Consider the following 26,162-nt stretch of genomic DNA (forward strand, 5'->3'; position numbering starts at 1 on the left):
GGTCCCCTCCTTCCCATCATTTGATCAAGGCTTTAGAACGACTTTGATGCAATTGTCCGTTTTCGTATCAAACACTTCGTATCCACGCTTTGCTTCACCCAAGGGAATGACGTGCGTGATGATGTCGCCTGGATCGACTTTTCCGGTGGTAATGAGCTCATACATATAGGGCATGTAGTGGATCACAGGAGCTTGTCCGGAACGTATGTTGACATTGCGCTGCATAATGTCTCCAAGAGGGAAGGCATTATAGCGCCCGCCATAAACACCGGTAATTTGGATCGTACCGCCTTTGCGGACTGCTTGAGAAGCGATGACGATTGCCCCCATAGCGCCTCCTTGCAGCTTCAAGCCACTCGCTAGAAACTCCAGGTCGGACATTTTTCCATCCATACCAACAGCATCGATGACAACATCAGCGCCACCCTTCGTGATTTCTTTCAGGTAGTTACCGATATTTTCCTCCTGCTCAAAGTTAACGATTTCTACGTTGTTCGTACGTTTTGCATGTTGCAGGCGGTACTCGATATAATCAACCGCGATCACACGTTTTGCACCTTTCAGCCAGCAAAACTTTTGGACAAGAAGACCTACGGGTCCGCAGCCCAGAACGATCACGGTATCCCCGTCTTTGACACCTGCGTTATCTACGCTCCAATAGGCAGTTGGCATGGCATCGGCAATCAAGCACAGCTTTTCATCCTCTACTTCGCAGTTTTCAGGTAGCTTGAAATGGGTAAAGTTCGCAAATGGCACCCGCAAATACTCTGCCTGTCCCCCAGGATAACCGCCAGTTGTACCGGAATATCCGAAAAAACCACCCATATCGCCATTCTCGTTTGAATTGTCACATTGGCTTTCTAAATGGTTTTTGCAATAAAAGCATTCGCCGCAAGCGATCGTAAATGGAATAATGACGCGATCGCCCTTTTTCAGCTTGGTTACACCAGGGCCAACCTCTTCGACAATACCCATTGGTTCGTGACCGATAATATAATCCTCTTGCAAATTGGGGATCATGCCATGAATTAAATGGAGATCGGATCCGCATATGGCGGTGCTTGTCAATTTCACGATCATATCATCGGGTTTTTCAAGCTTCGGATCGGGCACCTCTTTTACTACTACGTTTTTAATGCCTTGGTATGTAACAGCTTTCATCGATAAGTTCCTCCATCAGTGGTGTTCATCTGGTGTCCGATCGAACATGCTTTTTCGCGAAGTATCTTCAGGGAAAAGGTTCATTTGCCCGATTTGGATCGTTTCCAAGGCTGAGAGGTGGTCTAGTTGATACTGTTCATGAAGCTCGTAGGGATGGAACCATTTTTTACTGAGCATCAGCTCGGCGATTTCTTGATGGAGAGCAATTCCTTGGTGGAGTTGTTTCCGCAATACGGCTCTTGCTTCCGGAGTAATGGTTTCAGTCAGAGCGATTGCTGTGTTTCGGACGCCTTCCTTGGCACGAATGAGGAAGTCCATAGCAAAAGTCATATCTGCCTTCTCCGGCATGTTTAACGCGTTTATAGGATCTTGATAATCGTTGTTCATCGGATTTTCACCTTCAGTTTATGATGGGGGTCGGGCGAGTTTGCGGGATCGGTGCCTGGAAGGGTGCATTCTTGTAAATAGCCTGAAGCTCCTCGATTGCTTGCAAGGATTGTTCTACGTCTTTTTGCATCAGCGCTCGTAAATCCTGATCGAATACGATGCCTTGCATCAGCTTGGATTTGGCGAGACAGAGTGTTTTGAAGTTGAGTACTTCATGAATATCCAGTGATTCATGGGCAGCCAGCGTCTGTTTATTCATCGTACAATCCTCCTTTTGGGCGTTTTTACAGTTCTATTCTGTCCTAAGCACATCTTGGTATTCAAAAGAAGTCTTCCGACGGGGTTTTTGTTTTCTGAATAGTCAGTACAAAAAGGGGGTGGGTGTGTCACAAGTAAACAAAGGAGGGACGAGCATGGCAAAAGAGTTCTTTGAGCTAAAAATAAAAAACCTCTCCCTTATGAGGAGAGGCGATAGAGACATTAGAATGATTGCGAAGCTTTAGGATTCGCACCGTATTGGTTGTCTCCCTGGCTGTCTTGACACATGAAAACGATCAAGATAATTGCACCGATAAAAGGAATTAACCCAAGAAGCATCCACCAACCACTTCTTCCTGTATCGTGCAATCGGCGAGCAGTTACGCTCAAACTAGGCAGTAATACTGCTAGTGAATAGATATAGCCCAAAACAGATGCAGTACCAATTAATGAGTCTACGAGAGCAATTACCAGAGATACGATGATGTTGAACAAAGTGAACATCCAATATTCTTGACGTCTAGCTCTTCCTGCAAAAGCGACGTATTGTTTCAATACGCTTGTATACCAATGCATGATAATTTCCCCCTTTCTTCTAAATTTTGACACACTTCGATATTTTATCACTAAACCCAAGGGATTAGAACCATATTCTGCTAAGTTTCCCTGATGCTATTGAATCAATTTTTAATAGGACAAAAGTAATGGGTATTTATGAACGAGATAGAGGAAAAAGTAAGACAAACCGAGTTTTGGATGCTACTACAGGGGGAAATGACGCTTGGAACAAAAAACAGAACATAACGTTACGCTGCATGGCTTCAATAATTTGACCAAGTCACTCAGCTTCAATATGTACGACATCTGCTACACGAAAACAAAAGAGGAACGGGAAGCGTATATCGAATACATAGATGAACAATACAATGCAGAGAGATTGACGAGTATCCTGAAAAACGTGTCGGATATTATCGGCGCACATGTACTGAATGTGGCCAAGCAAGATTATGTACCTCAAGGCGCGAGCGTCACTTTTCTTGTATCCGAGGGGCCTGTTGTAGAAGTCCCTACTGAATCTTATGAGGAATCCCCCGGACCTTTGCCTGAAAATGTGGTGCTGCAATTGGACAAGAGTCATATTACGGTGCATACGTATCCAGAGTACCATCCAACAGAGGGCATCAGTACATTCCGGGCCGATATCGACGTGTCGACTTGTGGCGAAATTTCCCCGCTCAAAGCGCTCAATTATTTAATTCGTTCGTTTGATACAGACCTGATGACAATTGATTACAAGGTGCGGGGTTTTACCCGGGATATACATGGATACAAGCTGTTTATCGATCACGACATCAGTTCCATCCAAAATTATATTCCCGAGGAAATTAAGGAATTGTTCCATATGATTGATGTGAATGTGTACCAAGACAATATTTTCCATACCAAATGCAAGCGCAGGGAATTTGATCTGAACAATTATTTGTTTGGATACACGAAGGATAGGCTGACACCAGAGGAGCAGGAGGATATTACGAAGCAATTGCAAATAGAGATGGATGAGATTTACTATGGGAAAAATTTTGTGAATTAAAGAGGAAGCTTTTTTCGTAGCTGTAGTGGGGGAAAGAAGCGCATTTCCAGTCTACGCTTCGGCCTCCGCCCCGCAAGGGGGATTGACTGTCCGCTCCGAAATGAATGGCGGGAGCGCTTCAAACCAGAAAACGCAAATGCGTTTTTGTATGTAATAAAAGCTGAAATTCCCCGCCATTCATTCCTACGCTGAGTTGGGCTCCAGAGGCGCTTGGACTGGAAATGCACTTCTTTCCACGCAGCTTTGTGTGTTTCCCTGAACATTAATTCAAAGATCGAAAATCGAAGTACTTTCTACAGGTTACACAATACGATGAAACAAAAGATCATCTCTCTCAAAAGACTTCTAGACATCACTAACAAAATGATCTAACCCCCGAAATAATCCTCTGCTGTTCGAAAGTCATGGCACATGTTTGGAAGGAGACCGCCCGAACGAAGAGAGGATATAGGCGACTGGAAAACATGTGCCATGGCTTCCCCCGACCTCAACAGTTGGAAGACATCGTTCTTTTATCTTCTCGAAGAGTTGGGTTAAGGTAGAATGCCCGAATCTCCTCCAGCGTTTTTCTAGCAGGCTGCACGAATTCGCGGTCCCAATCTTCCGGAGGGGAATCCAATGATATTCCTTTTTCCTGCAAGGTTCGAAACAGCTCCTTATCCGCTTGTGTAGGTATCCACCACGTGTAGACGGGATTCGTTTTGCCATTGATCAACGATTCGAACATAAATTTCACATAGGTAGCTGTAGAGAGTTCGCCGTAATTGACGTCGAATTCAGGTCCGGGAGCCGGATAGTCCTCTGGATAGCGGAACGGGCCAAAGTGAATGGAAATACCCAGAAAGCCGACAGGTGGAATGTTGTTTCCATACCCCGGAAGGGAGAACGGCAGATCGGCTGCGAAGTGCAGGCGAATCATGACAGAGTTGATGAATTGTCGTTCGAAGAAACTTTCTTTTTGCCAAATGCCGAGTTCTCGTGAAAGAGTATCCCAGTGAATAATGGACGTATTATGCGCGAGCCAGAAGGCGGACGACATCTGTTCAAACGTTTTGTAAAATTCCTCGTCGTGATCGTGGAATGGATCGAGCATGTCGAACAGGCTGAAGCATCCGTGTTTTCTCCTCCATTTTTGCGCGATGATCAGAAAATCAATCAATCGTTGAATTCGTAGCTCCGGGCTACTCTCATTATTGGCAAACAGAAACGTTGCTTCTATTAAATCGGCAGTGAAGTTGCCGTTAACAAAATCCCAGTAATTGATTTCACCAGCTTCTACTCGTTCTTCGTTAATCCGCTTCGTATCGGTTTCCCATCGAGCAAAAGTGGTGACATCCATGCCGAAATAAAGCTCAGGTAAGAAGTCGCCAAAAATATGAAAGCGATAAGGGCTAGACTGCTGAAACCAAGTTTTGATGAAGTCCAGGCGAGAAGAGGGAGACACGACTGCGGCCCGCTCCACATAGTCCGCTTTGGCAACCATTGACTCGAATTCTTCAACGGATGAGGCGATCGCTACAAAAGGGGCTGCTGAGGTCAAAAATTCCGCGCCGTCTTCATCGTTGTCGTATTGCACAATGATGTGCTGGAAAGTTGCCTCAGCCAAGGGAGATAACACGAGCTGATTCCAACGGTGTGCGGTTGTATCGTCAATAGCTCCGATGACGACGACAGGTTTGACTGGTTCCCCGCGAAAAGAAATAGAGGCACCGTTTTGGACGACGATCTTGTTTTGACATCGTACATTGATGGATGTCCCTGCTTCAAAACTGATAGATGTCCCAGCAGCTATGATGACATCCTCTGGTCCGATCATGTACGGACCATTTTCTGCGGTAAATTCCTCCGATTGATTCATGAGCCCCGATAGGCGTTTGTACTTATCCACGTGCAATTGATAGGTGTGCTGCGGGTCTGGATCAGGCCCAATCGTCAGCTGTACATAGTAAAGACCATCTTCCTTTGGAAAAAACGGAAGGATGATGGGGGCGTTCGGGCTATATTCAGCTTCTGCAAGATTTGTTCGATGGATGTCATAGATTCTAATGGTAGTTAATGGATGCGTCAGGTTATTGATGTGGATTTCAATAGCGTCTGTAGAAGCGAGAAAGAGCTTGTACATCTCCACCTTAGCTTCAAGGTTAGGAGAAGCTTTTCGGATTCGTTTATCCGTTTCCAGAATCGATGTATACGAGCTGACGGTCATGTGAAACAGGCTCCTGTCAAAATGGTATAGGCATAATGGAATGATTTACTAGTAGTAGACGCCTAAATATAGGAAAAGTTTTAATTTTTGCAGGGGCTTTTGGGCTAGAAAATAAGAAAAAGGATAGGGGTCAGATGAGTTCTGACGATCCTATCCTTTGTTTCTTCCATAAGGTAGTTCAAAAAATCGACTATTGATCACGAAGTAGTTTTGAAAGTAAAATTATCTTCTTATTTTCCGCCAGCCTGCGTGAGTATTTCCATCATTTCTTTGTAGCCATGCTTCTTCGCATGCCCGAGAGGCGTCACACCATCGTGATCAGCGAGATTGACATTCGCATTGTGCTCGATCAGGAGCTTCACGATTTCCTGATGCTTCTTGCCACCATCGCCCAAAATCACTGCTTCTAAGAGCGCGGTCCAGCCCAATCGGTTGACGTGATCAATGTTGACATCGGAGGTGGTGAGCAGTTCCTTAACGATCTCGACATGTCCACGATCAGCCGCAGGAATCAAGGCCGTTCCGCCAAAACGGTTCGTAATGGTAGTGTCAGCACCTGCTGCTATCGAGGCTTTTACGAATGCGAGCTGGCCTGCTGCACTTGCAAAGAGCAGGGGATTGTCTAAGTTGTTGTCTCGGATGTTGATGTTGGCTCCGCGTTCAACCAACAAGTTGAAAACGTCTAGTAGACCAGAGTGGACCGCGATCATCGCAGAGGTGCGGCCTCTACTATCGGTTGCGTCAATATCCGCGCCTTCTGCAAGCAGCCTCTCAATCGCTGCTTTGTCTCCTTGACTGGTTGCTGTCAATAAGGCTTGATTCAGCTTATCCATTTCAACTTTCACCGCCTGGGTTGCTTGCTGCTCGCCACTCGTCAGGAGGGTATTCCAATTCATCTCACACCCTGACAGAGTGATGGCGATCGTCATAAGACTAATAAGCAGAATAGCGAGCCCACACCTTTCTTTTGATTTGGATACCTGCATTATAAAAAGAGGTAGTTCATAAAGTTATCTTTTGATCACGAAGTAGTTTTGAGAGCAAACTCGGCAGAAGATTTACCAGCCCAATCGCCGACAGGTGTTACTGTGTATGTGGTACCTGCTTTCAGTTTACCATCTTGCTGGATGTCAAACACGCCTGTGGTACCTTTGCGGCTGGAATATTTGTACGTCGCCAGCAGTTTTTCTCCGTCTGCACTAGTGAGTTCTACGCTGCGTCCGGAGAACAGCTCGTCTCCCGGGTCCTCTGTCAGGGAAACGGTGATAGAAGTTTCACTAACTGCTTTGGCTTCGCTGATTTCGAGCGGAGCGATTTCTTTTGCGACGAAGGTTGGATTCGCGATATTCGCCCAGTCGGAGGTAATGGTGAACGTAACGCCCGGAGTCAGGACTTGGCCTTCTGGCAGACGGAATTTAATTTCTTGCTTGCCGTCTGTTGATTGTGTGAAAGGCACGTATTTCGCTACGATTGGTTGTCCGCCTTCTGGTGTAATGGTCACTTGTCTTGCTTGCATGGAAGAAATGATTTGATACGTTTTGCCGTTTGCATTGTTGTTTTGATCCAGCACCAATGCATTTGCACCGCGCCCTCCGCTGTAGGCGGAGATGACATATCCATAATCGATGACACCGTTTGCTTGCAGGGACTCGACTTCAAACGTATCGTTTGTTACTTGGCGCACTTCTGTCATGTTGATCTTGGTTGCGTTGCCCGCGAATGTGCCTGCCTTTTTCCCTTTGTATGTCAAGCTGTAGGTGATTCCTGGCTTTTGAACAGAGGTTGGCACGATGTAGGTATTGGTAGAACCTGTTTTCAGACGTGGCATATTAGTCAGTGTCAGTCCATCGCTAAAGACAAAGTCTTCTTTTGCTTTGGCAAATGCTTCGTTTTCTGCGGTCAACGGAGCATCGAACGTCACAATCAATGTAATTTCGTTCAAGGCGTGTACGCTCGTGATGGTCGCTTTATCAGAAGGGATTGCCTGGCGAGCCACATTCAACAGATAAGCGGCTTCACCGCGAGTAACGTTGCTGTCTGCGGAGAAGAAGCGCTCCGCCCAGTAGTTAACCGATTTCACATCACGCTTGAGCGCTTTTGCGACGATTTGCACGAATTCAGCATCTGTTACGGTTCCGCGTGGATCAAAATGGCCATCTTTTGCTTGCATGATATCGAGGGATACCAGATCTACCGCGTATTTATAGAACCAGTCATTTGCTTTCACATCCGTAAACGTTACGGATTTATCTGTTTTGCCGCCTTGCAAGCCAAAGGTGTGTGCGACCATTTTTGCCAGCTCGGCACGCGTAACCTGATTATGAATGTTACTGCCTTGCATGACTTTCAGCTTGGAGAGTTCAGTAACGGCTTGCTGAATTTCTTGAGCATTCAGGGGAGTGGAAGCTGCTTGCACATTCAGTGCAGCGTAAGGAAGGGATGCTGTGCCCATAACAGTTGCGAGCATCATGATCGCGATTTTATTGGAAAACTTTTTCATCAGTTGGTCCTCCTCTAGATCAGTTGAGTGGGTGTTGCTTGATTACTTGTAGGATAGTCGAGAGACCTAAACTGCCAAGAAACAAGAGATTAATAGAATCTAAAAAAGTTCTTAAAAAAAGATAAATTGGCCACTTTCTTACTGACTATACGGCGTCAAGCCCATAAAAAAGAGACAGCTTTCGCTGCCTCTCCTGAATAAATTAACGGTATTTATTTTTCCTTTTCGTAATCCCATGTTCGAGTTTGAAAACCAGAACTTCAGCATCTTCACTGTTAAACGAGAAGGAGCCTTCTTCAACTCTTCATCAAGAAGAATAACCGGAATGGTATCCCCTTCTTTTTCGTGCATTTGCATGAAAGGGCGGCAATTCTAGCAAATCATTTGTTTGTACTAATCCCCAAATATGTAATTCTTCCGCAACAAGAGTGATTTCATTGCAGGGACAGACGACTACTAGCAGCGCTCTACCAATCAGGTTCTGCACCGTTAAGTATTACTTTGTTTTCACTAAGATTCGGTGTTAACAGTGGCGTTACGGTGAAAAGGAAAGCAAAAGTGAGTACAAGTAATTTCTTTTTCACAGGCTATCCCTCCCTAATTTATAGATACCATCATTATGGCAGAATTTCTCAATAATTTCCATGTCTTCAAACGAAAAAACCTTTTGTTGTAGCCGATGATGTTTTAGAAAGAGTCCCACACCCTCTATAACTTTATCGGACGCACCTAGCTGTCGATAGTAGCTGATACTTTGCAATAGGCTATCGAATCCTTCTTCAATGTGCCCAATCGCGAGCTGACTCACGCCTTTTCGCTTGTAGTATCGCGCAGCCTGTTTAATCCGGTACGGATGGGCGAGAACGTCTGAAGGTAAAAACTGGTCCTCGGAGTCGATTAGCTCTTTTATAAGGGCATCATTCCCACTTTCCAGATAGACCTCTAAAAGATCGCTGACAATGGTCACGCGGCTGTCCTTCCCTGCTTCTGCGAGGCACAGCTCGTACAATCTCATTGCATCCTCGTGCTGTCCCTGTTTCGCGTGTAGAAGCGCTCGTAGATGAATCTTTCGATAGTCTGCGTATTCACTATCTTCATACTCTTTTAGATACAGTTCAGCTAAGATCAGATCGCCCAGACTCAGGTATGAATTGACAACTGAAATGAGGGCCGAGGCTTTGGGCTTATTGTCCGTACCGTCTTCGCGAATCCCTTTCCCGCAAAATTCGATACTCTCCCCGTAGTAGCCTAAGATATACGCGTGCGTTCCCATTCGATAGTAAAAGGTAATGCGTTCAATCGGCGGTAGCAGATCAATGTAGTGCAGCAATTCCTTTCCTCGGCGGTAGGTTTCTTCAAATCGCGAGAAATCGTCCCTTTCGAGCATATAGCGCTCGTAGAGTCCCTTTCCTAGATAGAACGGAACGCCGTGTTTTCTTGCGTAATCAATCATCACATTATATAGGGTCAGCGTGACACCTTGATCCTTCGCGTCATTAGTCGCCTGTAGAAGATGATCGAGCGCTAGAAAAGTGTCCATTTTTGGCGTTTCCAGTAGCTTCAGAGCTACCAGCTGCACCACTGGCGGGTAATTAAGTTCAAGCGCCTCTTTCAGCAGTAATTGAAGTGTCACAGGTCTTTCCGTGGTGTCCAGATATGCGGTGATTACGTCGACATGCGGAATATTGAGAGCACTTGCGATCTTTTTCCATTGGGAAAACCCTGGTCGCTTTGTTTCCCCTGATTCAATTTTGGAAAGTGCTGCCTTACTAATGTCTGTACGCTCTGCAAGCTCACTCAACGATATATTTCTCCGTTGTCGGTAGGCATGGAGTAAATCTCCGACTTCCATAAGCATTGGATGCCCCCTAAAAAAATTTATCGTTTTTTATTTTTTTAATGATATCACACACAATTGATTGGCAATAGTTTCCTATGTAAAAAATGTAAAAACATGCAATTGTGCATAACAAGTAAAAAAACCTCCAGCTTTGACGTAGAGCGGAAAATCCGTCCTCGTTTTCGCGAAAGGTTTTGTGATGATCATGGTATTCACCTTTAGACAGTAAATCGGTAACCGGCACCCCAGACTGTCTCGATATACTGCGGATTGGAAGGATCGACTTCGATCTTTTCCCGCAGCTTGCGAATATGTACCGTAACGGTCGCGATATCTCCACTGGAGTCCATGCCCCAGATTCGTTCGAACAGCTCGTTTTTGTTAAAAACCCGATTCGGGTGAGTCGCTAGAAATTCAAGCAGATTGAATTCTCTTGTCGTGAAAATAACTTCCTGATTGCGTACGTAGACTCTTCGGGAGACTTTGTCGATGACGAGACCGCGAATGTGAATCTCTGCGTTCGATGGCTCAGCTTGTCGGGCTGTCAAACGCTCGTATCTTGTCAGATGGGCTTTGGCTCTGGCAACCAATTCGCTGGGGCTAAACGGCTTTGTAATATAGTCATCGGCACCGAGATTAAAGGCTCGGATTTTATCGATCTCTTCTTTTTTGGCGGAGACGATCAGGATCGGCACTTCCTTGACTTGTCTGATCTGGCTGCACAATTCGAAGCCGTCCATGCCCGGAAGCTGCAAATCAACGATGATCAAACTGTAGTCGCCATTGATGGCAAGGGGCAAGCCTTCGCTGCCAGAGTGGCATAAATCGACCTGAAAGCCATTCAGTTCAAAATAATCCCGCTCCAGTTGAGCGATAGTCGTCTCATCTTCAATGATGAGGATACGTGAAGACATGGGAATGTGCACCTCCTATTGTATGTGGGTACGTTTTAGCGTAAAGAACACGCTGGTACCTACACCTTGCTTGCTCTCTACCCAAATTTTTCCGCCGTGACCCTCGACGATCTGGCGCGCGATGGAGAGTCCGAGACCGCTACCGCCTGTAGAAGAATTACGGGATTGCTCCACCCGATAAAAGCGTTCGAACAGGTGAGGAATGGCTTCTTGCGGAATTCCGATTCCGTTGTCTTTTATTTCAATGGTAGCCCAATGAGCGTCCGCTTGAACCGAGACACAGATGATTTTTTTAGGTTTATCCATGTATTTTTGGGAGTTGCCAATGATGTTTAAGACGGTGCGCTTGATTTTTTCCAGATCGGCGATGACCAGGGTGCCTTCTGCTGTGCGTTGATCCCACTGAATCGTAATGCCCTTCTTTTCCAGATCGTAGTGCAGCTCGTCGATGCAGTCATCCAAAAACTGGACGATATCTACATGTTCAAACGTAAAGGGCACTTGCTTCAGATCGAGCTTGGAGTAGAGAAACAGCTCATCAACGAGCAAGTCGAGGTCTACTGCCTTGGAGTAAATGATGTTGACGTACTTGTCCATTCTCTCCGGGGTATCAGCTACGCCATCGCGGATCCCCTCGATGTAGCCCTTGATATTGGTAATCGGTGTACGTAAATCATGCGAGATGTTGGAGATCAACTCTTTGCGACTTTCTTCGTCCGCAAGGCGCAGTCGCACTGATTCCTGCAATCGTTTGCGCATGTTTTCGAACGCTTCGTTCAGTTGTCCAATCTCGTCCTTCGTGTACAGATGGAGCTCAAAGTCCAGATTGCCTTCCTTGATGTTCTCAGCTGAATGGCGCAGTAAATCAAGCGGCTTGACGACGCTGCGAGTAATCCAGCGGTACAGCAAGACGTTTGCGATGACAAGGACGCCGAGGAGGAGGAACACGAGCATCGGCAGCAGTTTGCGGATCACCTCACCAAATGGACTGCGTTCGCGGATTACAAAAACACTGCCTTTTGCGCCATCCGAAAACTTGAAGTCAAACTTGGCATACGCATAAAATCTTTCGCCGATGTTGAACGTGTTGCGAATCTGGTTGTTGTTCAAGTCATAGGGCGGCAAGCTGTTTTCCAGCTCGGGCTGATTGATGGTTGGGGAGGTAAAGACTTGATTGCTCTCTCTGCGGATGTACAGGCCGGCTCGTACCGTTTTGAGCTTAAAATCGTAATCGGCAAGCAGCTCCTGGTTTTGCAATTGATCCGGCTCATTCTTGGCGAGATATTTCAATTCAAGGAAAATATTCTCCTCTTGTTCTGTCAGCGGATTGAGCTGATAATGCACTTTATAAAAATCGCGAAAGCTGTTGAAATCACCTGTCGCTGCAATCGTAAATAGGCTGGCGGCTACAAAAAATGTCAGCAAGCTGATGACTAGCATCCCTGTGTAAGAGAGCAGCAGCTTGATACGGATGGACATGGACTCACCTACTTTCAATCGGGTGAAAATTTGTACGCAAGATGACAAGTCCATTATATACAAGACGTCCAGCTGGTAAAGCATATTTACTTGGAACTCGGTCAAAATCAGTTATACTAGCAAGTAAGAAAACGAGAGCTTTGTTATGAATAGGAAGGACGGGGATATTCATGAAAGTAGCCATTGCACAACTGACAGCGACGATGGATAAGACGCAAAATTTGCAAAAAGCAGCCGATTACATTGCAAAAGCAAAAGCAGCAGGGGCTGATTTTGTAATCTTGCCTGAAATGTACAGCGCACCTGCCACGCCAAAGTCGGGAGTAACCCCAGCAGAGGTAGCGGAAAAGCTGGATGGTCCATTCGTTTCCGGCTTGGCAGAGCTCGCTTCGGAGCACGGAGTTTATGTGGTTTGTGGTGTGTTCGAATCCATCGAGGGTGATGAGAATCGTGCCTACAATACGACCGTTTTTCTAGGGCGTGAAGGTCAGCTGCTACATGCGTATCGCAAGACACATTTGTACGATGCCTTTTCCTACACAGAATCGGACTTCATCGCGCCTGGTGATAATCCGTATCAAGTGGTGGAAACGGAATTTGGCAAAATCGGGCTGATGGTATGCTACGAGGTGCGCTTCCCGGAAATCGCGAGACAGTTTGCGTTACAGGGTGCCGATATTTTGTTTGTGCCAGCAGGCTGGGTAGCGGGAGCGATGAAAGAGGATCACTGGGAGACGCTGGTTCGTGCGCGTGCTATTGAAAACACAATGTTCGTATGTGCGGCTGATCAGGTCGGAAATATTTTTGCCGGACGCAGCATGTTCGTCGATCCGATGGGTGTCGTGATAGCAAGTGCAGGGGAAGAAGAAACGTTATTGGTCACAGAACTGGATGTAAGTCGGATTGAACGAGTACGGGGCAAATTGCCAAGTGTTGCTAACCGCCGAGCAGAACTGTATACCAATTAAATGCCTATGCACACTTTCTCTTTTGTTCAATATGATGGTAACAGATAATAGTCATTATTTTGGCCCTAATGTAAGCGTCACCATCATAAGAGAGGGAGTGTGTACGAATGTTCTGGTTCGTATGGGCTGTCGTCGGTGTGGTCGTTTGGTGGGCAATGAGCTTGATCTGTAAAGGAAAAGCGACAGGATCAGGCTGGTGGGCTTCGCTCATTGCTGCTCTTTTGGGTAGCTGGCTGGGCGATTTGGTACTGGGTGATTGGCTGTGGATGTGGGCAGGCTTCAACGTCTTTGCCGGAGCCATTGGTGCGGTCGTCATCACTTGGTTGTGGTGTTTGGTGGTGAAGCAATTAAAATAAGTGAAATGATTTCGTATTATAACGAACCAGGAATCGTCCAAATGGGCGGTTCCTGGTTTTTCCATTGCTCACTTGATATGTGGCTGCGGTGGGGAGAAGAATATTTCCAGTCTAGGCTTCAGTGCTTCGTCCTGCTGGGGGTCAAGACTGGCCGCTCCGAAGGGATTCGCGGGGAAACGCAAAAGTGGTAGCCGCTACGTCGTATGGGCACGGTTGCGTTTCTATTTCCCGCGAATCCCTTCTCCGCTCGGTAGGACTTCACAATTCGCTACGTCTGGAAATATTCTTCTCTAGCGTAACGAGAGTGCATTCTTCAATCTTTTAAGGCATTAAAAACTCGTTTAGAACAGATAGCTCGCAGAGGAAACAGGAGAAATAAGCGAAGATCTTAGGGACACCGACTGAGACGCAATGCAAAAAGCGAAACACGCTCTTAAGCGTCCACCTCTGAAATAACTTCGAGGAAGAGACCACTTTGGACGCGGTTTCGCTTTTTGCATGGAGTCGGGCGGTCAATCTCCCAGGGGGTGGCCCTAGAATCTGAGCGTTTTCTCCTGTTTCCTCCCCACCACTACAGCTGGACCTTATCTACCTCTGCAAGACAGTTTGGAATAATACAAAAACAATTCATACTTGACCAATAGGGATTGTTGGTAATATAACTATATCTATACCGAATACAATAATGAGAGGTACATAGAACGAAAGGGAGGGGAATATATGTCGACGTTATTGATCATCGTAAACATCGTTTTGTTGCTCTTATTCATTGCTGGATTGTACGCCATGCAAAAGAAGCATATTTCTTTTTCCAAGCGGGTATTTGTCGGTCTTGGACTCGGAATTTTATTTGGACTCATTTTGCAATACATATACGGAGCCAAATCGGACGTACTCAAATCCACCATCGAATGGTACAACATTGTAGGGAAAGGCTATGTGAAGCTGCTTCAAATGATCGTAATGCCACTGGTATTTATATCTATTTTATCGGCTTTCACCAAAATGAAACTAACCAATAACATTGGAAAAATCAGTACACTGATTATCGGACTTTTGGTAGCGACGACTGCTGTCGCGGCAGCAATCGGGATTTCGACTACCTTGGCATTTAATCTCGATGGGGCACAATTCCAGCAGGGGGATGCGGAATCTGCTCGGATCGAACAGGTAGAGCAGCGCTTGGGTGATATCCAGAACTTGAGCATGCCAGCAAAAATCCTGGAGCTGCTTCCTGCGAATCCGTTCCTCGATCTAACTGGAGATCGGGCGACTTCCACGATTGCCGTCGTGATTTTCTCTGCGATTATCGGTGTTGCGTATTTAGGGGTAAAACGCAAAAATCCGGAGCAAGCTGAATTGTTTGCGAAAATCGTGGACGCATTCCATGCCATCACTATGCGTATCGTGACATTGATCTTGCGCCTGACGCCATATGGTGTACTGGCAATCATGATCAGAGTCGCAGCTACCAGCGATTACAATGCAATCTGGCAGCTGGGCAAGTTCGTTGTCGCATCGTATGTGGCGCTGATCATCATGTTTATCGTTCATTTGTTGCTGTTGACGTTTGCAGGATTGAATCCAATCACCTATGTGAAAAAAGCATTCCCTGTCCTGACATTCGCCTTCACTTCACGTACGAGCGCGGGCGCGTTACCGCTGAATGTAAAAACGCAACAAAGCATGGGAGTTCCTGAAGGAATTGCCAACTTCGCAGGCTCCTTTGGACTCTCCATCGGACAAAACGGTTGCGCAGGTACGTATCCAGCCATGCTGGCTGTCATGGTAGCACCTATCGCAGGAATTGATCCGCTGACACCATCTTTCATCCTGACACTGATCGCAGTTGTGGCACTCAGCTCCTTCGGGGTTGCAGGCGTAGGGGGCGGGGCGACCTTTGCAGCACTGCTCGTCTTGTCCACGATGAATTTGCCAATTGCCATTGTCGGTCTGCTCATCTCCGTTGAGCCACTAATTGACATGGGCCGCACAGCGCTAAACGTAAGCGGAAGCATGACCTCCGGACTTTTGACGAGCAGAGTGACAAAAGAGCTGGATACCAATGCTTACCACGGAAACGACCAAAAAACGCTGACTGTGTAAATGTAATAAAAACAGGCTGTACCGTCTATTCAGACAGGTACAGCCTGTTTTATTTGGGGTTACGTATTTTTAAAGAAGCTCGTGAATACAAAACGCTACGGAGAGGAAGAGAAAAACGGAGCGACCGGAGGCCTTGGCACGCCGACCTAGTCGAAACGGAAAAAAGCGGTACACGCTTGTCGACCAACCTCTCCCCTGAGAAGCTTCCGCCCATCGGGTGGCTTTTGGTCGACGTACCGCTTTTTGGAGTGGAGACGGACATCTCCGCTTCCTTGTTGGCGTGCCACGAACGGAGGAAGCCCGTTTTTCTCTTCCCCACCACTATGTTCGTACAAAACCTGCCCTATTGAGTAATTGAGGTGTACTTGAAGTAAGCACCACCAAGCGGGAAGATGATGAAATCCTTCACCTTATCGTTTTTCACATAAGGGCTTCCACGGAAGTTGATTGGAGCCAACGGCATTTCCTCCATAAGAATCGTTTCCGCTTCTAGCAGGATTTTTTTCCGCGCATCCAGATCAGGCTCGTTGTAGCTCTTGTCGATCAGCTCTTTAAACTTGGCATTTTCCCAATCCGGATGGTTGTTTCCGCCCGTTTTATCGCGGAACATCTCCAGGAAGTTGATCGGGTCGTTGAAGTCTGCGCCCCATTGGAAACGGATCATGTCAAAGTTCGCTTGCGATCTCATGTCGCGGTACACCTTCAGCTCCGCTGTGTACAGCTTTACGTCAACACCGAGTGCTTTTTTCCACTGATCTTGCAGGGCTTCTGCCAGTTTTTTATTGGTATCATTCGTGTCAAAGGTGTAGGTAACGGTCGGGAAGGTCGAGAGTCCGAGCTCCTTCATACCTTCTTCCAGTAATGCTTTGGCTTTCGCCTGGTCTTCTTTAAAATAGCCGTCTGGTTTTAATCCCATAGAAGTCGGTACCCAACCATAGGCGGCTGGAACACCCGTCTGCAAAATATTGTCGATGATTTCCTGACGGTTGATGGCATAAGCGAACGCTTGGCGAATTTTTTTATTGTTGAACGGTGGTTTGTTTGTATTAAAAACAACGGATTGCGTGCCGGGATTATCCGCGACCATCAGCTTGCCTGCATCTTTGAGTGTAGGGATTGCATCGGTCGGAAGTGTTGAGGCAGGATAGCCGCCCCAGTCGATGTCGCCATTTTCAAACATGGAAAACGCTGTATTGTTGTCCTCGATCATAGCAATTTCGATTCGGTCAAGCTTGACGTTGTCTTTGTCCCAGTAGTTCGGGTTTTTCGTAAAGACGATTCTGCTTTTATGCTCCCACTTGTCCATGATGAATGGACCATTTCCCACGATGGTTTTCGCTTCATTCGCCCATTTCGGGTTTCCTTCCAGCGTTTTTTGATGCAACGGGAAGAGGGTCGGGAAGAAGGTTAGCTCACGGAAAAACGGAGTGGGTGACTTCAAGTTGAATTCGACGGTGTAGTCGTCTACAGCCTTGACGCCTACATCCTCTGCTTTGCCTTTTCCCGTATTGTACTCCTCTCCTCCTTTAATGTAATAAAGCTGATAGGCGTACTCAGACGCTGTTTTCGGATCGAGGTTGCGTTTGATCGCATAGACGAAGTCATGGGCGGTGACGGGGTCTCCGTTGCTCCATTTGGCGTCCTTGCGAATTTTGAAGGTGTAGTTCATGTAATCCGGCGAGTTGGTGAAGCTCTCAGCCGTTGCATTGACGAGTTGTCCATTCAGATCATAGCTGGTCAAACCCTCAAAGGCAGCATAAATCATGTCAAACGAATCCGCGTCGACGGCGATCCCAGGGTCCATCGAAGGAGGCTCGCTGTTAATGCTCCATTTTAACACCATCGGCTCTGTTTTTGTCGCTTCTGCAGGTGTAGTGGAGCCAGTGGGTTCAGCAGGTGCGGAAGAGTTCGAGCACCCCGCTAGTACCCCGAAAAGCAAGGTAAGACAGGTTGCAATTGCCAGTCCCTTTTTCATAAATACCCCCCTAAAAATGATAGAAAACGTATATTCAGAATATTTGCTAGTGTTTTCAATAGCAAAGGAATTTTTTTAGTTTCTCGATAAAAAATATTTATTTATGTCATTGATAGAAATAGGAATAACAAGAGGAATTGATAGATTTTTCTTAAAAATTTACTCGTTTTTAAAATTATGGTATATTCTGGTAGAATTTAATGACAGGAGAGGTGGGAATCACTTTGTTCAAGAAAATGGTTTTTTCAGCATTGAGTGTAGCCGTATTTTCCGCAGTGCTAACGTCTCCGATTCAAGCCGCAAACCCATCATCTAGTGTTGATGGGCAGAGAGAACATTCATCCGTTTCTGCTAGATGGAGCTCACAGGAGGAATGGATTCGAAAATCTGCTGCTGTCCCGGCAGGTTGGGTGGTCATTCGTGAAGATCTCGGTTCCAAGCTCATTAAAAATACAGCAGGTGCTCCCTATGGTACGGAATTACGAGTTAGCAAATATTCTCCCGTTCCAGCGGGATGGGTAGTTTTAAGAGATGAAGTAGATGGTCGAGTGATCAAATATGTAATAGGAGCTCCTTATGGAACCGTATTATTAGTAAGCAAATATTCACCTATTCCGCCAGGATGGGTTTACGAGCGAGAAGTGGCTGCTGGCATGTACATTAAAAACTTGAATCGCTAGAAGTCGTATAAAACATGAGAGAAAGAACTGATGGATAAGGTGTATATAACCATCAGTTCTTTTTCATTCAGTTTCTCGACGAAAAATAGAACTCGCGTAATGAAAATGCTTTGCTCATTGACAAAAAAATACAGATGGATTACATTTCAGATAGTTAAGTGTTTAACTAAAAGAGGGAGAAAGAGCATGGCAGATGATCTCGAAACGTATGTAAACCAGCCCCCTTTACGGACAAAAGCATTCTTTTCCTTGGTAGACGCCACCGCACATTTGGTGGGGCTCTCAGAAAAATATTGGCATGCCAAAGGAATGAACGGTGCAAGAATTCGATTATTGGTAGAGATCGCGAAGCATGGTGACAGTATCCTGCCTTCACGTTTGGCAGAGTGTATTGGAGTGACGAAGGCCAACATTAGTATTTTGCTTGCACCACTGGAAACAGAGGGTCTGATACACCGGGCTCCCCATCCTAACGACGGCAGAAAATCCGTAATCTCACTGACCGAAGCAGGAAAACAGCTTCTTTTCATGCACCTTCCCGGGAATCGTCAGGTGATTGCAGAGGGGCTAAAAGGACTGGAGGAGCAAGAGCTGCACCAACTGATATTTTTATTAGAGAAAATAAGGCAAAGTGTGAGATGACTTTGAGCTGCAGGGGAAAAGGGGGCAAAAGCATGTCCATTCTCATTACAGGAGCAACAGGCAAACTAGGGAGCTTGATTATCGAACAGCTTTTGAAAAGGGTGGAAAAAGAACGCCTCATTGCCTGTGTGCGCGGAATGGACAAAGCGACACGGTTAAGAGAGTTGGGAATCGAGGTAAGACAAGCGGATTATGATGACCCTCTGTCTCTGGAACGCTCTTTTGCGGGCGGCACGAAGCTTTTGTTTATTTCCAGCCCGCACACGGATGATACCGTTCGTGTACGACAGCATAGTCATGTCATAGAAGCGGCGAAAAAAGCAAATATCACTCACCTGGTGTATACCAGCTTTGCCTTTTTGGAAAAGGTAAATATCTCGCTCACGCATCTCCATTTGGCAACGGAACACGCCATTCGCACGACGGGGATACCGTATACGTTTCTGCGGAATGGACTTTACAGTGATGTGATTGCGGCATTTGGTATTCAGCAGGCAATCGAAACAGGAGAGCTCATTACATACCCTGGCAAGTGGAGCTTTCACACAGTGACACGCGAGGATCTTTCATTGGCTACTGCCACTGTCATCAGCACAGAGGGGCACGAAAATCAGACTTACGAGCTTACGGCTTCCCGTGCTTGGAATTTCGTAGAGCTGGCTGAAGTGTTGACGGCACAGACAGGCAAATCCATCAGGCATCGGGAGGACCCTGTTGCAGAAAGTTGGCTGTATCGCTTCTTGATGCAAATTGATGCGAGTAGTACGACGACGGATTTGGAGAGAATCATCGGCAAGCCTACTGCTTCACTCGAGCAAATGATTAGGCAAATCATGGAGCAAGCGTAGTGCAGCGTGCTTGGCATCCAGTAGACAAAGAAAACGGCACATGATATGAATGAGGAAAAGGTGTCGATCATGACGAGGTAGGAGATAACGCCCTTATGTATAGAATCGGTGTTGTAGGACCATTTCCTTCTGTGGAGCGGATACTGGCGGTCGCCAATGAATTTGAGCATGAAATCGAATTTGTCCCCTTTCGTTATGAAGACGTACGTGAAGTGAGCAATATCGTCCAGGAACATCATCCAGAGTTAAACGGATGGTTTTTCTCAGGGCCGGTTCCGTTTACCATCGCAAAAAAGGTGCTAACCCCGGATGCTAATATCGTGTATTGCCCGCCGAACGGTTCGAATTTGTATCGCTGCTTCATTCAGATGTCGATTGACCAAAGCACAGCCGTGAACCGTGTCTCCATCGACATGATCGAGTCGGAAGGGACGCATTTGCGAGAGTCGATGTCGGAGCTGGACATACCCGACGAGGAGATTTACGTTACTACGTACGACGAGCATTTTGACCTCGATGCGATCACGCAGTTTCATGTATCGCTGTGGCGTGAAGGCAAGACACAAGGAGCGTTCACCACGTTTTCTGTCGTTGAACATGCGCTGCGTGAGGAAGGCATTCCTGTCTATCGTGTTCTCATGACGAAAATGGAGATTCGTCAGGCGATGAAAATCGTCATCGAAAAGGTGAAAAGCTCCTATTTTAAGGATACACAAATTGGGGTAGAGATCATTGAGCTGGAGCAGTTTGACAAGATTCCCGAGCGGACCAGCACGCGCTTTTACTTGCAGCATCTGGAGCTGAAGATCAGACAAATTCTGCTTGCGCTCTGCGATCGGCTGGACGGCTCTCTGCTGGCAAATGGCAACGGACGATACCAGATTTTTAGTTCGCGTGGTGCGATTCAACGAGAGATTGAAATGCTGCGACATACGGTGGAACAGCTCTCTTTGGAGGCAGAGGTTCCGGTTGCAGTAGGGGTAGGCTTTGGGGACACTGCTTTTTCAGCGGAAAACAATGCGCGAAAAGCAATCCAGCATGCAAAAGAACGACCGGGGGCGGGCATTGTCGTCGTACAGGATAAGGGCGTCATGATGGAATCGGTGGGAGAAACAGAGGAGCTCGCCTATTCGTTCCGCTCCAATGATCGAGAGCTGTTGGAAAAGCTGAACCGGGCCAATGTAAGTGTCAAATCGTATCACAAGCTGCGTGCGTTGGTTCAACGTATGGGCTGGAAGCTGTTTTCAACGACGGATATCGCTTCGCATTTGTCGATGACGGTACGAAATGCCCAGCGCATCATGGGCAGCTTGTGCGAAGTGGATTTGGCCGAGTTCAGCGGGGAAGAGCAGCAGGCTGTGCGTGGACGACCGAAGAAGCTTTATCAGTTAAAGAAATGAGGGCACCCGACGAGAGGTTTCGGGTGTTTTTTCATTTTATGTGGCTACGTGGCTACGGTGAGGAGAAGAATATTTCCAGTCTAGGCTCAGTGCTCCGTCCCGCTGAGGGTTGGGACTGTCCGCTCCGAAGGGATTCGCGGGGAAACGCAAAAGTGGTAGCCGCTACGTAGCGCGAGCACGGTTGCGTTTCTTTTGCCCGCGAATCCCTTCTCCGCTCGGTAGGACTCCACAAGTCGCTACGTCTGGAAATATTCTTCTCTATCGTAACTGACTACATTCTTCATTCTTTTAGATCTTTAAAAACTCGTTTACGAACGGCAAGCTCGTAGAGGAAACAGGAGAAAAAAGCGAAGATCTTAGGGACACCGACCGAGACGCAATGCAAAAAGCGAAACACGCTCTTAGCGTCCACCTCTGAGACACACCCTGAATGGACTACTTTGGACGCGGTTTCGCTTTTTGCATGGAGTCGTGCAGTCAATCCCGCAGAGGGTGGCCCTAGAATCTGAGCGTTTTCTCCTGTTTCCTCCCCACCACACCAGCCAGTTAGAAGGTTCGTTATTTTTCAATAACTCAAACAACTCCTATTGAAAAAGCAGCGACCCAACAATATAATTCAACTAAGCGAAAATGTCTTTTAATATTCGTATATTGTAAGGATTATCATTTGCCAGTCTTCTCATATTTCTACAGCTCGCCTATCGCACCTGGGCATGGAAAAACACATGCTCCAGAGTTAACAGGAGGAATTGAACGATGTTGGATCTGGTTTCGTTGCGAAGAGATTTTCATAGACATCCAGAGGTGGGTTTTACGGAGTTCCGTACCGCTTCCAAGGTAGTAGAGATTTTGACGTCCCTCGGCTATGAGGTCATATACGGACAAGAAGCAATCGATGGAGATTCCCGGCGGGGCTTGCCTTCCGAGGCAATTCTCGAGGCAGCGTATGAAAGAGCTTTGCGTGACGGTGCAAACCCGGCAATCGTTGAAAAAATGCGCGGTGGCTATACCGCAGTGATTGGTGTGAAGAAAGGGAAGGCACCTGGACCAACGGTTGCTTTCCGTTTTGACATGGACGCACTGCCTGTTTTAGAAAGTACGGAGCAAGACCATTTTCCACAAGCGAATGGCTTCCGTTCCCTTTATGAAGGCAACATGCATGCCTGCGCTCACGACGGTCATACCTCGATTGGCTTGGGATTGGCAGAAGCGCTTGCAGCAGGAGATTTTTCCGGTACGCTCAAACTGATCTTCCAACCAGCCGAAGAAGGTGTCCGCGGTGCATACGCGATCGTGGAAAAAGGTCATTTGGACGATGTTGACTATATTTTCTGCAACCATTTGGGTGTCAATGTGCCGCTAGGTGAGGTGCACGGCGGTTCCTATGGATTTTTGGCTACCACGAAAATGATGGCGCATTTCTACGGTGTTTCTTCTCATGCTGGTGCGTGGCCAGAGCAAGGGAAAAATGCATTGCTCGGAGCGGCTACCGCCCTGTTAAACATTCATGCGATTCCGCGCTTTAGCACTGGTGATACGAGAATCAATGTGGGTGTGCTAGAAGGCGGAACAGCAGCGAACATCATTCCGGCCTATGCCAAGATGGTTGTGGAGACTCGCTCCATTACCGAAGAAGTAAATGAAGAAGTAGAAAACCGTGTACGCAACATCATTGCGCACAGTGCTGCTATGCATGAGCTTGACTACAAGATCGAAGTCGTCGGAGGAGCAATCCCGATCAACTACGATGTGGAGATGGCGGAGCTGGCCCTGGAAGAAGCCAAACAAGTAGAAGGCTTCCATTCCTTTAAGCACGGCGAGTACAACTCGATGGGCAGTGAAGATGCCAGCTTTATGATTAAACGCGTTCAGGATCGTGGCGGAAAAGGAACGTACATGGCAATTGGTACGGATATCCCGGCGCCTCACCACCATCCGAAGTTCGATATACAAGAAGAGATTTTGCCACGCAGCGTAGCGCTTTTGAACCGAATTGCCAGACGATTGCTGACGTAAAACCGTTCCTACCTGAGCGAAAGACCACGTGGATAACGAGGGCAGAGAGGATGTTTGCGAATGCATACCAAGCGAATTGCAGAAATGATTGAGAAAAAACGAGATGCCTTCATCAAGGTGAGTGACCAGATTTGGGCTTTCGCGGAGACGCGTTTTGAAGAGTATCAATCTGCTGAATTGCTAGCTCAAACACTCGAGGGAGAGGGCTTCAAGGTTGAGCGCGATGTAGGTGGGATCAAAACGGCTTTCATCGGAAGCTTTGGCAGTGGCAATCCTGTCGTGGCGATTTTGGGAGAATTCGATGCTCTGTCGGGCATGAGTCAGAAAAAAGGCCAGACTAAAGAAGAGCCTCTCGTAGCAGGTGCAAATGGACATGGCTGCGGACACAACTTGCTCGGTACCGCTTCTCTTGCGGCAGCCATTGCCGTGAAAGAGTATATGGAAGAGAACAACATGAAGGGGACGGTTCGTTACTACGGCTGCCCAGGGGAAGAAGGCGGCTCTGGGAAAGCGTTCATGGCGCGAGCGGGTTTGTTTGACGATGTGGACTTCGCACTTTGCTGGCACCCAATGGGCTATAACAGCATCATGTCCACTGATTCACTCGCGAACTATCAAATCTACTTCAAGTTTAAAGGAAAGAGCGCCCATGCGGCAGCAAGTCCACATCTCGGTCGAAGCGCACTGGATGCGGTGGAATTGATGAACGTCGGTGTGAACTACTTGCGGGAGCACATTATCCCGGAGGCACGTGTTCACTATGCCATCACGAACTCCGGCGGCTTGTCGCCAAATGTGGTTCAACCAAAAGCAGAGGTACTGTACCTCATACGTGCGCCAAAGGTTGATCAAGTACAGGAGATTTACGAGCGCGTATGCAAAATTGCGCAAGGCGCTGCGCTCATGACCGAAACAGAGGTAGAGATCGTATTCGACAAAGCGTGCTCGAACCTCGTGCAAAACAAACTGCTCGAAGAGGTCATGTACAAAAACTTCCAGGAGCTGGGCGTCCCTATGCAGGATGAAGCGGAACTGCAATTGGCAAAAGAAATGCGTGAGACACTTTCCAAGCAGGAACTCGCTACTTCGGAAAAACAGTCATCGGACATGCCAGCTCCAGACATGGTGACATGGCTCAATCCATACGACGGAGCAAAAATCCCGTTGAACGGCTCCACGGATGTAGGGGATGTGAGCTGGATTACGCCAACAGCACAATGCACAACTGCATGCTATGTGAATGGCTCCACGCTGCATTCCTGGCAATGGGTGTCCCTCGGGGCGACATCCATTGCACATAAAGGGATGCTGCATGCGGGGAAAGTCATGGCTTCTACAGCGATTGACATGCTGAAAAATCCAAAGCTGATCGAACAGGCAAAAGCCGAGCTGAAACAGCGTCTGGGCGGTCAAACATATGTGTGCCCGATCCCAGAAGGTGTCATGCCTTCTGCGAAAAAATAAGTGACATACGGAAATAACAAGCGGACGACTTCTGAACGATCAGGGTCGTCTTTTTTGTTCAAGAGCAAGGTCCTCGTGTAGAATAGCCAAAAGGAGTTGCGAAAATCAGATGAAAGCCCTGCTCATGTTGTCTTACGCCTCATTGCAATCAATCGATGATATACAGCCCTTTTATACCCATCTGTTTCATGGCAAAATTCCCTCGCCGGATACGTTGAAGGCTGCCAAGGCACGCTTTCAATCCATTGGCGTTGCAGATCCGCTTGGTTCTGTAACAGCTCGGCAAGCCATGGCCTTAGAACGACGGTTGAATCAAATTGGAGGCGGCGAGCGAATCAAAGTCTATCAAGCTACGAAGCATACGTCTCCTTTTGTGCAAGAGAGGGTTCAACAAATGGTCGTAGACGGTGTGACCAAGTTGTACGCGTTTCCGACATCCCCCTTGTATTCAAGAACGGGAACGGCTGCCTATTATCAAAGTGTTCGAAAAGCGCTCGAAGCCAGCGGTGCAAACATTTCAGTTGTGGAAATCAATCATTGGCACCGCTATCCAGGGATTGCAGAAGCGATCAGTCTTCGCCTACGAGCTGCACTGCAATGGCTCTCCATGGAAAATCGTTCCGAAATGACTGTGTTGTTTACGGCCCACAGTCAACCCGGGGTGCCAGAAGTGAACAACGAGTTCATCCAAGCTTTTACGGAATTAGCTGAAGAGGTCGCCCTGCGAGCTGATTGCAAGAAGTGGATGCTCGCTTACCGAAGCGCAGGGCCAGCCCCGCAGAAATGGTTAGGACCGGATGTACTTGCGATGATAGAAAAAGTGGCCGAGTCAGGCGGCAAGGCAGTCGTTGTCTGTGACTTACTGTCTTTGACCGAAAATGTAGAGGCAATTTTCGATTGCAGAATCCATTGCAGAATGAAAGCAGAAGCTTGCGGGCTGGAGTTTGTCTCTACTGAATTCCTGAATGATTCAGCTGACTATATGGACGCTCTTGTGGAGCTGATTCATGAGAGAATGAAGCAGTCCGAATGATATTCTTTCTCTTCTTTATTGTTGTAGCGTGAAAATGTAGCTTTTAACGATGTTCTTTATATTTGGTTCCCAGATATTTCATTTGACCAAGTAGATCGCTCATGTTATATTGAAAGTCCGCCTTTCAAAAACGGGCGGAATTACAGAAACAAAACGAAAGACTTCAAATATTACCAGTTGACTCGAAGTCATCATGCATGGTATATTATGAGTCCGGCACTTTTGAAGTGCTAGTGAAAAATGCTCTTTGAAAACTGAACAGCGAAAGCGTTAATGAGTCTATCATGAAATGATTTGCCAGCTTTGAACCAGTAACAAACTTTATTGGAGAGTTTGAT

At 47.0% G+C, this 26,162-nt stretch carries 22 protein-coding genes; 11 read left to right on the forward strand and 11 right to left on the reverse strand.

The features are described from left to right. Positions 1-24: 24 nt before the first annotated feature. From HP570_RS20750 to HP570_RS20765, 4 genes are all read right to left on the reverse strand, one after another. Positions 25-1,161, reverse strand: coding sequence for a zinc-dependent alcohol dehydrogenase (locus HP570_RS20750; protein WP_173626981.1), 1,137 nt, complete (start codon positions 1,159-1,161; stop codon positions 25-27). 15 nt (positions 1,162-1,176) lie between these two features. Then, entirely contained in the window at positions 1,177-1,548 is a 372-nt protein-coding gene (locus HP570_RS20755; RefSeq protein ID WP_012684542.1) for a spore coat protein, read from the reverse strand. 13 nt (positions 1,549-1,561) lie between these two features. Further along, positions 1,562-1,807, reverse strand: coding sequence for a hypothetical protein (locus tag HP570_RS20760; protein WP_012684543.1), 246 nt, complete (start codon positions 1,805-1,807; stop codon positions 1,562-1,564). Positions 1,808-2,028: 221 nt separating this feature from the next. After that, positions 2,029-2,382 carry a DUF805 domain-containing protein gene (locus tag HP570_RS20765; RefSeq protein ID WP_012684544.1) on the reverse strand — a complete coding sequence of 118 codons (354 nt, stop codon included), beginning with the start codon at positions 2,380-2,382 and terminating at the stop codon, positions 2,029-2,031. A gap of 205 nt (positions 2,383-2,587) precedes the next feature. Between HP570_RS20765 and speD the strand changes: the two genes are divergently transcribed. Then, positions 2,588-3,397, forward strand: coding sequence for an adenosylmethionine decarboxylase (speD, locus tag HP570_RS20770; RefSeq protein WP_012684545.1), 810 nt, complete (start codon positions 2,588-2,590; stop codon positions 3,395-3,397). A gap of 487 nt (positions 3,398-3,884) precedes the next feature. Here the strand turns inward: speD and HP570_RS20775 are convergent, their stop codons facing one another. The 6 genes from HP570_RS20775 to HP570_RS20800 all read right to left on the reverse strand — a co-directional run bounded on the left by HP570_RS20775 (position 3,885) and on the right by HP570_RS20800 (position 12,336). Further along, the gene (locus tag HP570_RS20775; RefSeq protein ID WP_173626982.1) at positions 3,885-5,603 is read right to left on the reverse strand and encodes a hypothetical protein; all 1,719 of its coding nucleotides are present in this window, start codon (positions 5,601-5,603) and stop codon (positions 3,885-3,887) included. A gap of 230 nt (positions 5,604-5,833) precedes the next feature. Continuing rightward, positions 5,834-6,499 (reverse strand): ankyrin repeat domain-containing protein, encoded by a 666-nt coding sequence (locus HP570_RS20780; protein WP_173626983.1) that lies wholly within the window; start codon positions 6,497-6,499, stop codon positions 5,834-5,836. Between the two features lie 125 nt (positions 6,500-6,624). Continuing rightward, complete coding sequence (locus HP570_RS20785) at positions 6,625-8,103, reverse strand: S-layer homology domain-containing protein (protein WP_173626984.1); 1,479 nt, start codon at positions 8,101-8,103, stop codon at positions 6,625-6,627. Between the two features lie 580 nt (positions 8,104-8,683). Further along, positions 8,684-9,961 carry a helix-turn-helix domain-containing protein gene (locus HP570_RS20790; RefSeq protein ID WP_173626985.1) on the reverse strand — a complete coding sequence of 426 codons (1,278 nt, stop codon included), beginning with the start codon at positions 9,959-9,961 and terminating at the stop codon, positions 8,684-8,686. A 200-nt stretch (positions 9,962-10,161) separates the two neighbouring features. After that, a complete protein-coding gene (locus tag HP570_RS20795; RefSeq protein WP_012684550.1) occupies positions 10,162-10,857 on the reverse strand; it encodes a response regulator transcription factor in 696 nt (231 codons plus the stop codon). 15 nt (positions 10,858-10,872) lie between these two features. Beyond that, positions 10,873-12,336, reverse strand: a complete 1,464-nt coding sequence (locus tag HP570_RS20800; RefSeq protein WP_173626986.1) for a sensor histidine kinase — start codon at positions 12,334-12,336, stop codon at positions 10,873-10,875. Between the two features lie 170 nt (positions 12,337-12,506). Between HP570_RS20800 and HP570_RS20805 the strand changes: the two genes are divergently transcribed. From HP570_RS20805 to HP570_RS20815, 3 genes are all read left to right on the forward strand, one after another. Beyond that, positions 12,507-13,304, forward strand: a complete 798-nt coding sequence (locus tag HP570_RS20805; protein WP_012684552.1) for a carbon-nitrogen hydrolase family protein — start codon at positions 12,507-12,509, stop codon at positions 13,302-13,304. A gap of 107 nt (positions 13,305-13,411) precedes the next feature. After that, positions 13,412-13,660 (forward strand): hypothetical protein, encoded by a 249-nt coding sequence (locus HP570_RS20810; protein ID WP_173626987.1) that lies wholly within the window; start codon positions 13,412-13,414, stop codon positions 13,658-13,660. A gap of 720 nt (positions 13,661-14,380) precedes the next feature. After that, complete coding sequence (locus HP570_RS20815) at positions 14,381-15,766, forward strand: L-cystine transporter (RefSeq protein ID WP_173626988.1); 1,386 nt, start codon at positions 14,381-14,383, stop codon at positions 15,764-15,766. A 343-nt stretch (positions 15,767-16,109) separates the two neighbouring features. Here the strand turns inward: HP570_RS20815 and HP570_RS20820 are convergent, their stop codons facing one another. Then, positions 16,110-17,741 (reverse strand): peptide ABC transporter substrate-binding protein, encoded by a 1,632-nt coding sequence (locus HP570_RS20820; RefSeq protein ID WP_173626989.1) that lies wholly within the window; start codon positions 17,739-17,741, stop codon positions 16,110-16,112. A 224-nt stretch (positions 17,742-17,965) separates the two neighbouring features. Between HP570_RS20820 and HP570_RS20825 the strand changes: the two genes are divergently transcribed. The 7 genes from HP570_RS20825 (at position 17,966) to hemH (ending at position 25,824) form a co-directional block, all read left to right on the forward strand. Continuing rightward, positions 17,966-18,421, forward strand: coding sequence for a hypothetical protein (locus tag HP570_RS20825; protein ID WP_173626990.1), 456 nt, complete (start codon positions 17,966-17,968; stop codon positions 18,419-18,421). Positions 18,422-18,607: 186 nt separating this feature from the next. Next, on the forward strand, positions 18,608-19,063 hold the full coding sequence (locus HP570_RS20830) for a MarR family winged helix-turn-helix transcriptional regulator (protein WP_173626991.1): 456 nt from the start codon (positions 18,608-18,610) through the stop codon (positions 19,061-19,063). 32 nt (positions 19,064-19,095) lie between these two features. Then, positions 19,096-19,911 carry an SDR family oxidoreductase gene (locus HP570_RS20835; protein WP_173626992.1) on the forward strand — a complete coding sequence of 272 codons (816 nt, stop codon included), beginning with the start codon at positions 19,096-19,098 and terminating at the stop codon, positions 19,909-19,911. 95 nt (positions 19,912-20,006) lie between these two features. Continuing rightward, on the forward strand, positions 20,007-21,311 hold the full coding sequence (locus tag HP570_RS20840) for a hypothetical protein (RefSeq protein WP_173626993.1): 1,305 nt from the start codon (positions 20,007-20,009) through the stop codon (positions 21,309-21,311). 756 nt (positions 21,312-22,067) lie between these two features. After that, positions 22,068-23,327, forward strand: coding sequence for an amidohydrolase (locus tag HP570_RS20845; protein WP_173626994.1), 1,260 nt, complete (start codon positions 22,068-22,070; stop codon positions 23,325-23,327). Between the two features lie 60 nt (positions 23,328-23,387). Further along, positions 23,388-24,791 carry a M20 family metallopeptidase gene (locus HP570_RS20850; RefSeq protein WP_173626995.1) on the forward strand — a complete coding sequence of 468 codons (1,404 nt, stop codon included), beginning with the start codon at positions 23,388-23,390 and terminating at the stop codon, positions 24,789-24,791. Between the two features lie 109 nt (positions 24,792-24,900). Continuing rightward, on the forward strand, positions 24,901-25,824 hold the full coding sequence (gene hemH / locus HP570_RS20855; RefSeq protein WP_173626996.1) for a ferrochelatase: 924 nt from the start codon (positions 24,901-24,903) through the stop codon (positions 25,822-25,824). Positions 25,825-26,162: the final 338 nt, after the last annotated feature.

Source organism: Brevibacillus sp. RS1.1, from assembly GCF_013284365.1.
GTDB classification, from domain to species: Bacteria; Bacillota; Bacilli; order Brevibacillales; family Brevibacillaceae; genus Brevibacillus; species Brevibacillus brevis_D.

Coding starts and splice junctions, on each gene's coding strand:
- HP570_RS20755 (WP_012684542.1), bottom strand. CDS start 1,548: ATGAACAACGATTATCAAGATCCTATAAACGCGTTAAACATGCCGGAG.
- HP570_RS20820 (WP_173626989.1), bottom strand. CDS start 17,741: ATGAAAAAGGGACTGGCAATTGCAACCTGTCTTACCTTGCTTTTCGGG.
- HP570_RS20840 (WP_173626993.1), top strand. CDS start 20,007: ATGTATAGAATCGGTGTTGTAGGACCATTTCCTTCTGTGGAGCGGATA.
- HP570_RS20780 (WP_173626983.1), bottom strand. CDS start 6,499: ATGAATTGGAATACCCTCCTGACGAGTGGCGAGCAGCAAGCAACCCAG.
- HP570_RS20805 (WP_012684552.1), top strand. CDS start 12,507: ATGAAAGTAGCCATTGCACAACTGACAGCGACGATGGATAAGACGCAA.
- HP570_RS20790 (WP_173626985.1), bottom strand. CDS start 9,961: ATGCTTATGGAAGTCGGAGATTTACTCCATGCCTACCGACAACGGAGA.
- HP570_RS20850 (WP_173626995.1), top strand. CDS start 23,388: ATGCATACCAAGCGAATTGCAGAAATGATTGAGAAAAAACGAGATGCC.
- HP570_RS20775 (WP_173626982.1), bottom strand. CDS start 5,603: ATGACCGTCAGCTCGTATACATCGATTCTGGAAACGGATAAACGAATC.
- HP570_RS20785 (WP_173626984.1), bottom strand. CDS start 8,103: ATGAAAAAGTTTTCCAATAAAATCGCGATCATGATGCTCGCAACTGTT.
- hemH (WP_173626996.1), top strand. CDS start 24,901: ATGAAAGCCCTGCTCATGTTGTCTTACGCCTCATTGCAATCAATCGAT.
- HP570_RS20810 (WP_173626987.1), top strand. CDS start 13,412: ATGTTCTGGTTCGTATGGGCTGTCGTCGGTGTGGTCGTTTGGTGGGCA.
- HP570_RS20760 (WP_012684543.1), bottom strand. CDS start 1,807: ATGAATAAACAGACGCTGGCTGCCCATGAATCACTGGATATTCATGAA.
- HP570_RS20795 (WP_012684550.1), bottom strand. CDS start 10,857: ATGTCTTCACGTATCCTCATCATTGAAGATGAGACGACTATCGCTCAA.
- HP570_RS20835 (WP_173626992.1), top strand. CDS start 19,096: ATGTCCATTCTCATTACAGGAGCAACAGGCAAACTAGGGAGCTTGATT.
- HP570_RS20750 (WP_173626981.1), bottom strand. CDS start 1,161: ATGAAAGCTGTTACATACCAAGGCATTAAAAACGTAGTAGTAAAAGAG.
- HP570_RS20830 (WP_173626991.1), top strand. CDS start 18,608: ATGGCAGATGATCTCGAAACGTATGTAAACCAGCCCCCTTTACGGACA.
- HP570_RS20815 (WP_173626988.1), top strand. CDS start 14,381: ATGTCGACGTTATTGATCATCGTAAACATCGTTTTGTTGCTCTTATTC.
- HP570_RS20800 (WP_173626986.1), bottom strand. CDS start 12,336: ATGTCCATCCGTATCAAGCTGCTGCTCTCTTACACAGGGATGCTAGTC.
- HP570_RS20765 (WP_012684544.1), bottom strand. CDS start 2,382: ATGCATTGGTATACAAGCGTATTGAAACAATACGTCGCTTTTGCAGGA.
- HP570_RS20845 (WP_173626994.1), top strand. CDS start 22,068: ATGTTGGATCTGGTTTCGTTGCGAAGAGATTTTCATAGACATCCAGAG.